The sequence below is a fragment of the Nereida sp. genome, assembly GCF_965655635.1.
In the GTDB taxonomy this organism is placed as follows: Bacteria; Pseudomonadota; Alphaproteobacteria; order Rhodobacterales; family Rhodobacteraceae; genus Nereida.
In genome coordinates, this window is sequence record NZ_CBFHHE010000019.1 from 1 (window position 1) to 13,448 (window position 13,448).

Genomic DNA, 13,448 nt, shown 5'->3' on the forward strand with positions numbered 1-13,448 from the left:
ACTACGTTGGCGCCGAAGGCATCATCAAGGCCAGCCTGAGTCGCCGCAGCCATGGCCGCAGTACCACCACCGCTAGTCTGCCAATCATCCCCAATAATGGTCACGTCCTCTGTGGTTACGCCGCCGTCAATAGACACCTTCATAGTCAGCGTATTGCCTGTCTCATCCGCGGCAACCAGTGTTCCCATGGTCAACGTCGCAGCTGTTGCACTGGTGTCTGCCGCAACCGCAGCCGTCCCAAAAGTCATTGTCGCTGTCGAAATTACCCCCAAATCCTGATTGGGCGTAACTGATGTTACTGCCAGCTCGTCATCAATGACTGAAAAGGAAACGCCTGCAGCTGTTGTGTCATCGAGCCCGTTGAGACGAGTTGCAACGGCTGCCAGTGAAGAAAAAGTTTCGCCGCGGAAATTTGCAACTATCTCGTTAGTGCCTACTGAAATCACGTTGTTAGTGTCGGAAAAGCTTGAGACCGTCAACGTCGCGAACTGGTGTATTTCGGCAGCGTCTACCGCGCTTTGGGCTTCCAACGCTGTATATTCCGTACCAGCTTTTGTCAGGCCGAGCGCATCGAATGATGTGTTAACATCTCCAATTAACGTCCCTTCAAAACGGATAGCGTCCTGCAAGGAAAGATCAGACACTGACCGTTTAGCTGCATCACCAGTTTCACGTACAACAATGCGGGTCGAGTTAAAGTTTTCAAAGGCACCAGTCACTGTCGGGGATGCTCCTTCGTAGAAGGCCTCAAGTTCCTGGGAAGGTTCATATAAAATCGAAATTCCAGAACCGTCGAGCTCAAAGCCAGACTCTGGCAAATTCAGGCCAGACGTATCGATGCGAAGCATCTGATAGTCGTCACCGTTCTCACCATCTACGGGAATGTTTTCGAATATCCTGAGTTCGCGTCCGTTCAAATGATCTTTGAAGCTCTGGCTGTTAGATGTCCCAACTAGCCTAACTGAAGAAGATGAAGGCGAGCCAAAATCTGAGGGCACATACACGGTTAGCGTGTTTTGAGTGTTATCATAAACTACAGAGCGTCCACCACTCGCAGTAAGTGTACCGTCAGCATCAACATTTTCTAAGGTCGAATTTTTGTCATAAACGGAAAGCTCAGGTCTCTTGCCGTAATACGAGTAAGACAAATAACGTTCGTCTTCTGTAAGACCACCGTTACCATCATCTTGAGTATGTTTGATTGTAACTACTTCAGGCTCCTCGTAGGGCTCATCCATTGGCTGGCCAATACTGCGAACGAAAAGGCTTCCCTCTACACCTAATGCCGCCGCGCCACTCCCCAAAGTTCCGTCACTGTCATAAATGTAGTCGTTCAGTTCATCGACCATTCGGGTTTGTGTGTGGGCCAAAAACTCTTCACGCGTAAAATCAGGCGACGCTCCCTCAACGTCTAGCCCCATAATTTCAGAGACCGAAGACGGCTGCAAAAGGTCAATTTCAATCTTGTTATCGCCCAAACCTTGAAGTGATCCATCTGGTGCAAGCTTAAATAAATCGATCGTTAGACGATCATCGATATTTTGAAAAACCTGTATCTTCTTGTCATCACCATATGCTTCGTTAATGGCCCTCTCAACTTCAGAGGCCAACTGCTCCGCGTTGTATTTGCCCGGGCGCAAATCGATCGAGACCGGTGCGTCGCCATCATCAACATTGACCGTCAAGAAGTCCTTACCCCAAAACAGATCACTATCAGGGTTGTTAGCCTCACGTGTCGCCGCAAAGAGCAATGGATCAGTAACAATCTCTACAAGCTTGTCACCTTCCTCACCAAAATCAAAAGCACTTTGCTCACCCTGAATGGTTGCAGGCTGTGAATCCACCTGTTGGTTCAAGTCATCTAATTTATAAAGTGGAGCCCCCTTACCATCGAGAAAGTAGTTGTCGTCGGGGACAGAATTGGTCTGGTTCCCGAAGCGATCTATAAAGATTTGGTTTCCGGCATCATCGACGGCGTTCACAAGATCTGGGTCAATGATCGTGTCATTGATAACCAGCCGTGTATCGTATTTGTTCGTGGGATCCTCAGCAGACGCATTCTGAGTTTTGATGAAGTAGATCGTTGCAATTGTAGGGTTACCAAGGTCATCAAAGATTGTGATTGATGTTGAGTTTGTGTAGCTGTTGGGATCGTTTGGATCGAATTGATATCCATCCGCAAATTGCTCAAGATCAGTAACAACTGGAGCATCAGCTGGCACGTTCACACCCAAATCAATTTTACCTGTGGCTTTTGGTTGACCCGACGTGACAGGCAACTGTAGAGGAACTGCGCTATCGAGGTCTTTTGCTGTGACGGATCCATCTTGGTTAACCGGGTAGGTCATCAAATACTGGCCGGCACTATCTACCACGTATCGGTCATTATCGACGTTAAATGACCCGTTGCGCGTATAAACAGTCTGGGTCGACGTCAACGATGGTTTCAATGCGAAGAAGCCCTGCCCCGAAACAGCAAGATCAAGCGCATTAAGCGACGATGCGATATTACCTTGGGTAAACTGCTGCTTTACACCCTTCAAAATCGTACCGGAGCCGATTGAGGACGATGCATTCTGTAATGGAGACGTTGCGAAGATATCACCAAACTCTGCACGGCTACGTTTGAAGCCAGTCGTACCGACGTTAGCAATGTTGTTTGATGTAGCCGAAATATCAGCTTGGGCGCCGTTAAGCCCAGTTAGTGCGGTATAGAATGACATGTAATACCCTCTCGTCTTTTGTGTTCATGGCGCTTGAAAGCGGCATCGTCTGCAAACGGATCATCTAATCCGGCTAATAGTGCTTGCATCAATCGTGCCATAATCTTCGACATCAAGTGTCGCAGTGTCTGACGGGTCCCCAAACGATGAAGTGGACAAGACCCTCGCATAAATCGACGGGCCCATCGTCTCCATGCCCTTACCGGTATTGGCAGACACTTCCACCTTGATTTTGCGGTTACCCTCGCGCAGCTCTGAAGGAATTTCGGTCCAGCTAAATCCTACTAAACCGGTGCCTTGTGGACCCAAATCTTCACTATGAAGAAGCTCGCCTGTACTCGCATCAGTAAACGAAACGCGTGAAGCGCTGGCCGCTTGTGGCAACTCAAAGACGCCATGTATTTCGCCATTATCATCGGGGCGCGCCATTGATCCTGGGACCAAAACAGACTGCCCCAAGAGAGTTGCCGTCGTCGCAATTCGGGTTTGCTTCATTTCGGCAGCCAAAGATTCAAAATTTTGGTTAATCTCTTCGATACCAGATACGGTCGAGAATTGGGCCATTTGTGCAATGAAATCACCATTTTCCATAGGTGCGAAGGGATCCTGATTTTGCAACTGGGCCGTCATCAACTGAAGGAAGTCATCTTGACCCAACTCGTCGCTCGTTGCCCGCTCTTCAGCACTTTTTTGAGTACTGATGCCAAGCTTATCGAAAATCGCTTGCTGCGCAGCTGCGCCTGAAGATTCTACATTTGACATAATATTTTCCTTTTCTACCGGCCCATATTGACCGTACGCATCATTAATGAGCGCAGGGTCGATACAACTTCGAGGTTGTTTTGATACTGACGAGAAGCTTCAAGCATCTCGACCATTTCTTCTTCGACATCGACCGCAGCTTGCCAAACGAAGCCTTCTCCATCTGCCTTGGTATGTTCAGGCATGTAAATTTTGGTTGGCTCACGGCCTGTGGTCACAATTTCACGGACATTGACGGTTGCAATGCCATTTTCCGACGAGTGTTTTGCATACTCAGTCTCAAACATCGGCTTAATAGCTTTGTAGGCCTCGTCAGCGCTCCCAGCGATACTGCGTGCGTTTGCAATGTTACTCGCAACAGTGTTTAGCCGCGTCATTTGTGCGCTCATCGCACGACTTGCGACGTCAAAAATATTAGAAATATCAGACATTATTCGCCCTTAATCGCAGATAGAAGACCCGAAACTTTCCGGTTCATAAAAGTCAGTGAAGTCTGATACCGCACAACATTTTCAGAAAACTGCATTTGCTCCACGGCCAACTCAACAGTGTTTCCGTCTAGAGATGGGTTGACTGGATCACGGTAATGAAGCCGATCGGCGCGCATGTTCAAGGGTTGCGCAACATGTCGCTCATTCGTCGTTGTAAGAGGCCCTGATTGCAGGGCCTTTGCTAGTGTCGCTTCAAAGTCAATGTCGCGTGCTTTAAAGTGCGGCGTAGCTGAGTTAGCAATATTGGACGCCAAGATATCATTGCGCTTAGAGCGCAGTGCTAATGCATCATCGTGAATTCCAAAGTGTTGTCTGATACCATCCATTTGGATCTCGCTCATTCAAATAATTTGGGAAAAGTCCCAATGTTGGAGCGGTATTTGCAAGTTGGATGCCAAACCAAACGACAGGGTGAAAAAAATGCAAGATACAGATAATTTAAGTAACGAAAAACATATCAACGTACCCGAATTATCCAGCGTAATGAAACGCATGCGGCTTAGAATATTAAACGCAGTAAGTAGCCAAAAGCTTGACGAAGCATTTACAACTTTACGCGATCAACTCAGCACAGAAAAAGACGAAACCCGTAGACTTGGCTCACTTGCAGCGCAAACCTGGCTTATTCGCCAAAGGCTCCAACACTTAGACCAACAGCAGGACCTTACCGTGGATGGATGTTTGGAAGAACTTGATCCTAAACGTAAACCAACACAACCTCTTACGAAGTTAGCACCACAAGAAAAAGTGACGCCTATCGCGAACGAAAGGGCCGACGCATCTGATTGGACAAAAGTGAAAATAATAGAAGAGACAGTCGTCAACGGAATGAGGTTTTTTGAAAATTCCGTGATTGAAGTAAATCACGAAGACGCCAAAAAACTTCATGAAGCAAAAAAGGCGGAAATCATACAACCTGACTCTCCACCAGTAGACCCGGACATCACCATGACGAATAAGACAGATGAAAAAAAGACCGTATCTCAAAAGACTATAAGTAAGAAAAAAGCTAATTTGGGTGAGAAGGGTACCGTTCCGAAGGGCGGATCAAAAGGCTCAGCAACTGAGACAAAAAAAGCAGTAAGTAAGAAGGATCCTAAAACTTTATCGCAAGATGCGTCTGCTAACGGCGAGGACACCGAGCCGGAAAAAACGAAAAAAGACGAAAAATCAGAGAAAAGCAACGCCAATAACACAAAGAACTAAAGTGGACGAGTAATTATGCTAAAACCCATCTTCAGTATATCAATTATGCTTAGTGTCATCATATTGATAGCAACGTACGGGAAAGACGTGATGACTCGGTTTGAACACAGAACTTTCACTTGCAACTCAAGCTTAACCGGTACTTTTGAGTTGATCGTAAATAAGGTGCGAATTGGCAGTCCGGTCAAGCTAGTGCGGCTTGGAGTAACTACGCCGCTAGAGATTACTGGAATTAACGGTAGCACTGTGATTGCCGTATCAGATGATTGGTCTTTCAGTATTAATCTGGAAACCAACCAAGTGATTGCTAAAGATCGCGCGGAACTAGCCATTACGCGCTGTCGGACAACCACGTTTTCGATGTAGCAGCTCGTAAAAAGTTAGGCCACGTTAATCGTGTTTTCGCCCATAAAGGCATTCATACCGGCCCGCAAATTGCCAATTGCGGACTTTTTAATCTGCGATACTCGACCTGTGGTAACATCTAAAACTTCGGCAATTTCGTAGACATTTAATTCTTCTACATAATAAAGTTGCATTACCAATGCTTCGCGTTCGGAAAGCTTTTCGAGCTCCATCTGCAGACCACGTTTTACATCTTGGTTGCTAAGTGCCTCTTCCGGGTTAGCCTCGTCAGAAACAAACCAGATGGAATGTTCGTCGTGCACTTCATCAATAGACTGGTGCAGGTTCGCTTCGAAGGCTTGCTGCCATTTCCGCAACTCTTCAATCGAAAGGTCCATCTCAGATGCAACTTCTGCATCAGAGGGATCACGCTGAAGTTTGCGTTCAAGATTTGAAATGACCTTGTTAACTTTTTGCTTCATCGCAATCGTTGAGCGGCACAAGTTAGAGTTGCTCCGCAGGTAATCGACGATAGCGCCCCTAATGCGCACTTTGGCGTAACTCGAGAAAGACACCCCGGGCTTTTTTACATATTTCTGGCTCGCGTCGATGAGACCGAGATATCCGATTTGGATTAGATCATCGACTTCAACAGCCCCCTTAACCCGTCCATGAAAGTAAAAGGCAATGCGGCGAACGGTCTGCACCTCGCCCTCTATCAGACTTTCCGCTGTCGGGTTTTGCTCGGCATAATGGTTGCGCATTGTCATCAAACACTGTCCCGTATCTTTGTACGTTCCGAGAAAAACCGAATGCCCTCGAAGGTGTTTACTGGCGCTCTCAAAACAGCTTGTGCCAGGTTCTTGAACGCCGTCAGCTCTTTGTCTGGTGTGTTGTTTTTGCGCGCAAGCAACGGAGTTCTCTGAACGACTGAACGCCGCATTGCCGCAGAAAATGGCACATGGCCCGCAAGCGTCAGTTCAACATCTAGAAAACGCGCGGTGATATTTCGGAACTTATCAAAGCTCCGCTTCGCATCTGTTGCGTCACGCGCCATGTTGATCGCAATCGAGAAATGACGAAGCCCGTGCTCTTGGTGGGCTGCCTTGATGACCGCATAGGCATCCATGAAACTCGTAGGCTCCGCGACCACAACAACCAGAACATGTTGTGACGCGGCGACGAATGACAATGCGTTATCGCTTGCACCCGCTGGGGCATCAGTAATCAGGACGTCGACCTCATCTTGTAAGGCATCAACGTTTCGGATCAGCTGCATGCGCTTGGCGCTATCAATATTCAGCATGTCGACAAGACCGCTGCCGCCCGCCAACAAACGGACACCTTCAGGCCCCCTTTCCGCAACATCCTCAATTGGTATTGCCGATGATAACGCGTCTGAAAGCGTGTGCTTTGCATTCTGTCCCATCAAAATATGCGAATTTGCCAATCCAAAATCTGCATCAAACAGGCAAACACGAAGACCTAGCCGCGCATACATCATCGAAAGGTTCACAGCGATGCACGTCTTGCCAACGCCGCCCTTACCGCTCGCGATCGTAATAGTATGTATCATTGCATCCGTTCCGTATTTGCTTCAGGCCCGTTTGCATCTGGCGATGCCAAGCAGCCTTGCAAATACTGTTCCATAATTGGCGAGGTTGCCTGAGCCAAATTTCCAACCAGCGATCGCGTACCGGCCAACCACCCGATCCGAGCATCATTATCGACGATTGTAGACAATTCGGGCAGTGCGCATTCAAATTCATCAAGCTTCGTCAAAACGACTTCCGGCTCAAGTACTGCTGACGTCTCAAGCGCATCAGATATGCGAGCGCTTGACAGACCACTACCCAGTGCCAAAACTACATGGCATCGTTTTCCAGCAAAATGCGCAACGACGTCCGGCCAGATTTGTGCTAGCTTATTTTGTGAACATGCAAGATCAACGATCGTGGTGTCGCCATCACGCGGTGTCCCCCAAACTTCAACTTGATCGATCATCCAACGGGTAGTCGGCACATTTATGAGCCGCCCAAGGCTGCTCAATAGATCAATTGAAGGTGTCTGATCATCTTCAAGACTTACAAGAGAAACAGTGCGGTTCTCACGGGTCTCACGCATCAAAGCTGCGAATTTCGCGGCTAGCGTTGTCTTACCGCTTCCAGATAACCCAACGACGAAAAGCAGATCTGCATCTAATGCGGTACCACCACTTGGCCCGACCATCTCGGACGCTAACGCATGGGCCAGCTCATGTGTTGTCGGTGTCACACCATTATCAGCAAGCTGCGAAACAACCCGGTGCACAATCGCATCCGACATTCCCGCCTTAGTGAAATCTTGCCCATTGTAAGCAGCTGGCTTATTCGTTAAAATCAACGGCGGTAATTTTTGCAGCCCCAGCGATGCCTCCAGACGCTGCAACCTATCACCAATGTCATCTAACTTACTTGTGACGCCCTGACTTTCTGTAGCGTCACGCACATTTGTGCTTTGCTGGATTACATCTTCAGGTGACGTCGGTTGATCCTTCGCATGCTCGGGCGTACTGCTACCCTCGGCTTCAGTTCGGGTACTGCTAAAAACGATCGCATCATCCTCCGGTTCGGCCACATTGCCTTTGTTGCCCGTCAATTCGTCTTTTCGCGTGGGCCCCGAATGAGCAGCAGACTGCACATCAACTTTTTCCATCAAGCCACCGTCAACAGAAACCAAAGTAGGTCGTTCTGCTTTAGTTGCGGGCCCCTCGGGGATTGCAACATCAGCGCCACCCAAAGCTGCAACCAGCGCCGTCTTCTGCGCTCCTGAAAACTGACGTTCTAATTCATCTTCAAAAACAGTCTTTACTGAGCTTAATCGTTTTGGAGTCGAATTAGCCGGCTCGTTCGTCGCTTTGATTTGAATCATACCGTCCTTCTGGCTGGTTGACAGAATGTAAGCACCATCCCCCAACTGGCGGATAACTTCGTCCATAGCGAGCGCACTATCTGGCGCCATTACAGTAATTGTAGGCATGTCGATTTACCTCAAACAGTTTCAGGTTCATGTTGAATCGTGGAGGTCTCGTTTGACGCAGCGCCATCTTTGCCAAGTGCATCGAAACCACCAATTGTGCTGTAGACTTCAACACGGCGATTTTCAGGAAGTTCTGTGAAGCTCAAAATGATCATGTCAGGAATATGTGAGCGGACAAAATCAGAGAAGACCCGGCGAATTTGCGGCGCCACGACCATAATGGCTGGACGGCCTTCCGCGCTGAGTTTTTCGCTGCTGTCATTAATTGCACGCATCAACTGCTCGGCCAAACTACCCTCCAAGATCAGTTCGCCCTCGCCATTTTGACGGTGGGTCCGAAGCATCAACTGCTCCAACTCTGGCGTAAGCGTCATCAAAGGCAACACGGTTCCAAGAGGCGAAACTTGCTGGATCAATAATGGCGCCAAAGTGGGGCGTAAGGCCTCTGCCATTTCATTTGGGCCCATATTTGGCCCGACTAAATTGGACAGCCCTTCAAGAATGCGGCGCAAATCGGAAATTGGGATACGCTCTGACAGAAGCCTGCGCAGCACCAAGGTCAGAACATGTAGCGGCACCAGCTTTGGGACAATCGACTTCACTAGGTTTGGGCTGGCCTCGGCGAGCTGATCCAAAAGCGCCTGAACATCATCTTGTCCCACTAAGTCCGCCGCGTGTTTATGCAACAACTGGCTCAAATGGGTCGAAATAACAGACTCTGGTTCGATCACGACATAGTCGTTCGCCTCAGCTTCCGCTTGTTGTTGAGGTCGGATCCAAACCGCATCCATACCAAATGATGGGTCTTTTACCTCAATGCCCTCAAGCTTAACGCGCGCATCATCACCCGGTAACGCAAGTTTGCGATCAGGGTATGCCACATCTTCACCCACAATCGTCTGACCAACCCGAATGCGATATTGATTGGGCTCAAGCGCCAAATCATCCCTAATTCGCACCCCCGGAATTACAAATCCAAGCCCGCGCGAAACCTCTCGGCGGATACCAGTCACGCGGCTGACCAACGAGCCCGACTGTTCCTCATCAACCAAGCTAATCAAACCATAGCCAAGCTGCATAGAGACGGCAGAGTAATCAGTTACATCTGCGAGCAGCACCGCATCACTATCGCCTTCCACGGCATCTTCAGCCTCATCTTCAGCGGCCTCTTCTTCATCGATGGCAAGCATCTCTTTTTGACGTGCGATGTACGCCGCACCTGCCGCTCCGATTGCAAAGAACATGAAGAGTTCGTTAGGCATACCGGGGACCAGCCCCAAAATGAAAATAACCGCCGCGGTAGGCAGCCAAGCGCGAGACAGGTTAACCTGCCCACCAATATGCTGCGCCATGTCCTGTGTAGAAGACACGCGGGTGACGATGATTGCCGTAGCAATAGAAAGCAGAAGAGACGGAATCTGGGCGACCAAACCATCACCGATGGACAGCAGAATGTAGGCCTGCGCAGCGTCACCAACAGCCATCTGGTGCTGCGCAACACCAATGATCAAGCCTCCAACGATATTGATTGCCAAAATAAGCAAACCAGCGATCGCATCGCCTTTAACAAACTTAGACGCACCATCCATAGATCCGTAAAAGTCGGCCTCATCAGCCACTTCTTGGCGGCGTGCTGTAGCCTCTTCGGGAGACATGATGCCTGCGTTAAGATCTGCATCAATGGCCATTTGCTTGCCCGGCATCGCATCAAGTGTGAAGCGTGCGGTAACTTCAGACACACGCCCCGCACCTTTGGTAATAACGACAAGGTTAATGATAACCAAAATGATGAATACAAAAATACCAACCGCATAATTCCCAGCCACAACAAACTCGCCGAAAGCCTGAATGACCTTACCCGCAGCGTCTCCCCCTGAGTGGCCTTCGCTAAGGACGATACGTGTTGAGGCAACGTTCAATGCCAAACGCAAAACAGTTGCGATCAAGATCAAGTTTGGAAATGATGAAAAGTCCAATGGCCTGTGTGTGTGCAACGCGACCATAAGGATCAGCAACGACAACAAAATGTTTACAACAAAAAAAGTATCCAGGAGGAAAACTGGTAGCGGTAGAACCATCATTGCAACGAGCACAAGTATACCGACAGGCAGGACGGCACCGCCCAACGCCGATTTCGCATCATCCAGTAGTGCCGCGTTACGTGTCAATTCCATGACAGCCTCCGCATGTCCGAAAACTGACGATCCGAAATGCCAACCGCGGGCTTACGCTCGTGTTTTGCCTTGATATGTTGCTGTTGCGTCAAAGATCGTTGCCTTAGTTTTCCTCCCACCGAACGTGGTGGCAAACCTAAGATGCAAGCCCTGTGCCAAGTTAACGAACATCAACCTATGTGACCGCTTCGCAACTGAACTGAGAGGTCTGGCACATTTCATGCAGAGTTCGGGCAACAGCTATTTTACAGGAGCCCTCTCATGAGCTGCAAATTTTATACCTCGAGCACGCTATCTTTGCGCAAAGCTATGTTGGCGGGCACCGCAGGGTTGGTTTTGTCTGGATGTGAAATGACAGTCGCAGACATGTTCGCGCCGACACCCGCAAAGTCACATCAACAGCTTACGTCAGAGGCACAAGCGCAACAGCTTACTCACACGAAACAGGTGTTAGATGTAAGCACAGTCAAGACAGCACCAGCGCCAACGATTGGTGCAGTTGGATATTCTGTAATTTCATCGCAACCAGGCAAGACGCTAAACCAGCGACGCCTCATGGCGATCCGTGCTGCGCGAATGGATGCGATGCGCAACTTGGCCGAACAAATCCACGGACTTACGATTGAAGGGGAAACGCAACTTTCTGAAGCAGTGCTCCAGTCTGACACTTTGCGCGCTAGCGTGAGCGGTGCAATCCGCGGTGCACGTACCGTCAAAATCGAACCCCGCGGCACTGACACATATGCAGTTCAGCTTGAGATGGATCGGATGACAATCGATCAAATTTTCAAAGCATATCGTCGCCGGTAAAGCCCAATGCCTGTAGCTTTTCTAAATGTTGTTCCCATAATTGCACGCACGTTTATTGCGTGCATTTGCACTGTTATCGCACCACTTCATGTATCAGCGAATGACATCATAACTATAGAAACATCAGGCCAAGCAGTTGCAACAGGTGCAGCGTCCGACGCACATCTTGAACGACGGGCTCTACAAGAAGCACTCTATCAAGCGGCGCTCAAAGGTGGGGCACAGGTCAGCGGATACAGCGCTATTTCTCAGTCGGTTCTTCGCAGTGACGTTCTCGTGGTTAGACCAGAGTCCAGAATTTTGGACTATACAGTGCTGTCTAGCGAAACCTCATCGAAGCGCTCCGTCGTCAAGGTTCGCGCTGTCATAGGCCAACTTGATGACGCAAAAACCTGTCAAAGACGGGCCCAACTCAGTGTAGTTGTTCACAAACCTTCTATGGCCCTTGCCCAGGCGGTGCCCGCATGGGTGCCAAACATGCGACCTTATATCGAAAATGCGGTTATCGAAGCGCTAGACAATACGAATGGCGTTTCAACTATCTCACCTAATATTACTCCGAGACAGACAAGTCTTGCCGCTGAATTTAGTTATACTGCGCTGACCCAAGGGGTGGCCACAGCGCCAGACGTCACGCCTGTAGCTGAGCGACACGCCTTAAACCTGCGCACGCGTGTTGAAATTGGCAGCTCAACATTATCCAAAAGCGAGGAGTGGTTACCAGTAAAAGTAACAGTAGCGTTGGAGAACAACCCCTTTGACACGAACACTTTGCACGCCACTCACGAACATAAGCTCATTTTGAAAAAACGCGGGCCGTTGAGCAGTCTGCTAAAACCTCTCGGCGACATACGGCAAACTGCGCCGAAAACCATCGCAAAAATCACAACACAACTGGTCGCAGATTTAGTCGACAAACGGGCTTGCCAGACCCTCGCTGGGCAGATGACAGTACGCGGTGGCAAGCTAACGATCCCATTTGGCCGTCTTGATGGCCTAAGTACTCATCACCTCGCTTATACCGACGGACGTGATACGGCCTACGAGATACTGGAAATCACTTCTATTGCGGATCATGAGGCTACCCTGCGACCGCTCGATAGTGCGACGAATGCCAAAGATTTAACTGGCAAGGCCGTACAATTCATGGAGCTAAAGAGATGAAATTCAGACTATTCATGAAATTCGCGCTAGCATCTTTTTTTGCTTTTCCTATCATGGGCACACAGGGTTTTGCATCTGACGTCATAACCGGCCTTGATGTCAAACAAGCGATCATAGATCGATTGGCTGACGATGGCGTCATTGCGGAGCCTCATATTTCCGAACGCCGACGTTACTATAGCTGCGATGCGGAACTGAAAGTGACCCCGAAATTTGACGACAATTGGGATACCGCACGGGTCGCATGCCCTCAAGTTGACCAAGAGTGGTATATTCTAGTGCGTACAGGTGCAATTACGACGCCCGATACACCAGACACTAATGATAGCGAAGCAGCAGGCCCAGAAGTTGTGGTGCTCCTTGCAAGCGTAAAGCGTGGCGCAATCATTACCGACGACATCGTTGCATTAACGCCAGCACCCGCAGGCAGCCGACTAGGAAGCTTTTACCGCATTGAAGATGTAATTGGCCGCCGAACCAAGCAAAGCATAAGTGCGATGCAGCCCCTGAAAGCACGTCACCTCGAACATCAATGGGCTGTACAGTCTGGCCAGCCTGTGCAAATCATTCAGCGCCTGAACGGGTTTGAAGTATCGAGCGTTGGAAAAATACTTGAAGATGCGCAAATTGGCGATATCGTGACAGTTGTGAACAGTCGTTCTGGCAAAGAAATCAGCGCCCTAGTCGAAAGTTCAAAAAAAGTGTCTCCAATAGCTAACATCAACTGATCTTGCGTCGTTAATCAGAATACGAAG

The 13,448-nt window shown here is 49.1% G+C and carries 12 protein-coding genes; 4 read left to right on the forward strand and 8 right to left on the reverse strand.

The features are described from left to right. The 4 genes from ACTF5M_RS07365 to flgB form a co-directional block, all read right to left on the reverse strand. The coding region (locus ACTF5M_RS07365; protein WP_438960390.1) for a flagellar hook-basal body complex protein at window positions 1-2,723 on the reverse strand (2,723 nt) is incomplete at its 3' end. Between the two features lie 60 nt (window positions 2,724-2,783). Further along, window positions 2,784-3,485 (reverse strand): flagellar hook assembly protein FlgD, encoded by a 702-nt coding sequence (locus tag ACTF5M_RS07370; protein ID WP_438960391.1) that lies wholly within the window; start codon window positions 3,483-3,485, stop codon window positions 2,784-2,786. Window positions 3,486-3,499: 14 nt separating this feature from the next. Further along, the gene (gene flgC, locus ACTF5M_RS07375; RefSeq protein WP_438960392.1) at window positions 3,500-3,916 is read right to left on the reverse strand and encodes a flagellar basal body rod protein FlgC; all 417 of its coding nucleotides are present in this window, start codon (window positions 3,914-3,916) and stop codon (window positions 3,500-3,502) included. Then, window positions 3,916-4,302: a flagellar basal body rod protein FlgB gene (gene flgB / locus ACTF5M_RS07380; RefSeq protein ID WP_438960421.1), complete on the reverse strand. Its 387-nt coding sequence runs from the start codon at window positions 4,300-4,302 to the stop codon at window positions 3,916-3,918. Before flgB ends, flgC begins: the two co-directional genes overlap by 1 nt. Before the next feature lie 94 nt (window positions 4,303-4,396). Between flgB and ACTF5M_RS07385 the strand changes: the two genes are divergently transcribed. Continuing rightward, on the forward strand, window positions 4,397-5,182 hold the full coding sequence (locus tag ACTF5M_RS07385; protein WP_438960393.1) for a hypothetical protein: 786 nt from the start codon (window positions 4,397-4,399) through the stop codon (window positions 5,180-5,182). A 380-nt stretch (window positions 5,183-5,562) separates the two neighbouring features. On the opposite strand, the gene ACTF5M_RS07390 is transcribed toward ACTF5M_RS07385, so the two are convergent. Genes ACTF5M_RS07390 through flhA form a run of 4 tightly spaced genes read right to left on the reverse strand, consistent with a single transcriptional unit; the run spans window position 5,563 to window position 10,719 of the window. Further along, window positions 5,563-6,297 carry a sigma-70 family RNA polymerase sigma factor gene (locus ACTF5M_RS07390; protein WP_438960394.1) on the reverse strand — a complete coding sequence of 245 codons (735 nt, stop codon included), beginning with the start codon at window positions 6,295-6,297 and terminating at the stop codon, window positions 5,563-5,565. Continuing rightward, entirely contained in the window at window positions 6,297-7,103 is an 807-nt protein-coding gene (locus ACTF5M_RS07395) for a MinD/ParA family protein (RefSeq protein ID WP_438960395.1), read from the reverse strand. The genes ACTF5M_RS07390 and ACTF5M_RS07395 overlap by 1 nt, the downstream gene beginning before the upstream one ends. After that, the gene (locus ACTF5M_RS07400) at window positions 7,100-8,545 is read right to left on the reverse strand and encodes a hypothetical protein (RefSeq protein WP_438960396.1); all 1,446 of its coding nucleotides are present in this window, start codon (window positions 8,543-8,545) and stop codon (window positions 7,100-7,102) included. The genes ACTF5M_RS07395 and ACTF5M_RS07400 overlap by 4 nt, the downstream gene beginning before the upstream one ends. Before the next feature lie 11 nt (window positions 8,546-8,556). After that, entirely contained in the window at window positions 8,557-10,719 is a 2,163-nt protein-coding gene (gene flhA, locus ACTF5M_RS07405; RefSeq protein ID WP_438960397.1) for a flagellar biosynthesis protein FlhA, read from the reverse strand. 261 nt (window positions 10,720-10,980) lie between these two features. On the opposite strand from flhA, the gene ACTF5M_RS07410 reads away from it, so the two are divergent. From ACTF5M_RS07410 to flgA, 3 genes are read left to right on the forward strand one after another with little or no spacing between them, the layout of a single operon-like run. Further along, window positions 10,981-11,529 (forward strand): LPP20 family lipoprotein, encoded by a 549-nt coding sequence (locus ACTF5M_RS07410; protein ID WP_438960398.1) that lies wholly within the window; start codon window positions 10,981-10,983, stop codon window positions 11,527-11,529. 6 nt (window positions 11,530-11,535) lie between these two features. Next, window positions 11,536-12,693: a flagellar assembly protein T N-terminal domain-containing protein gene (locus tag ACTF5M_RS07415; RefSeq protein ID WP_438960399.1), complete on the forward strand. Its 1,158-nt coding sequence runs from the start codon at window positions 11,536-11,538 to the stop codon at window positions 12,691-12,693. Next, entirely contained in the window at window positions 12,690-13,421 is a 732-nt protein-coding gene (gene flgA / locus ACTF5M_RS07420) for a flagellar basal body P-ring formation chaperone FlgA (RefSeq protein WP_438960400.1), read from the forward strand. The genes ACTF5M_RS07415 and flgA overlap by 4 nt, the downstream gene beginning before the upstream one ends. Window positions 13,422-13,448: the final 27 nt, after the last annotated feature.

Coding starts and splice junctions, on each gene's coding strand:
- ACTF5M_RS07400 (WP_438960396.1), bottom strand. CDS start 8,545: ATGCCTACAATTACTGTAATGGCGCCAGATAGTGCGCTCGCTATGGAC.
- ACTF5M_RS07370 (WP_438960391.1), bottom strand. CDS start 3,485: ATGTCAAATGTAGAATCTTCAGGCGCAGCTGCGCAGCAAGCGATTTTC.
- ACTF5M_RS07395 (WP_438960395.1), bottom strand. CDS start 7,103: ATGATACATACTATTACGATCGCGAGCGGTAAGGGCGGCGTTGGCAAG.
- flgA (WP_438960400.1), top strand. CDS start 12,690: ATGAAATTCAGACTATTCATGAAATTCGCGCTAGCATCTTTTTTTGCT.
- ACTF5M_RS07385 (WP_438960393.1), top strand. CDS start 4,397: ATGCAAGATACAGATAATTTAAGTAACGAAAAACATATCAACGTACCC.
- ACTF5M_RS07390 (WP_438960394.1), bottom strand. CDS start 6,297: ATGACAATGCGCAACCATTATGCCGAGCAAAACCCGACAGCGGAAAGT.
- ACTF5M_RS07415 (WP_438960399.1), top strand. CDS start 11,536: ATGCCTGTAGCTTTTCTAAATGTTGTTCCCATAATTGCACGCACGTTT.
- flhA (WP_438960397.1), bottom strand. CDS start 10,719: ATGGAATTGACACGTAACGCGGCACTACTGGATGATGCGAAATCGGCG.
- flgB (WP_438960421.1), bottom strand. CDS start 4,302: ATGGATGGTATCAGACAACACTTTGGAATTCACGATGATGCATTAGCA.
- flgC (WP_438960392.1), bottom strand. CDS start 3,916: ATGTCTGATATTTCTAATATTTTTGACGTCGCAAGTCGTGCGATGAGC.
- ACTF5M_RS07410 (WP_438960398.1), top strand. CDS start 10,981: ATGAGCTGCAAATTTTATACCTCGAGCACGCTATCTTTGCGCAAAGCT.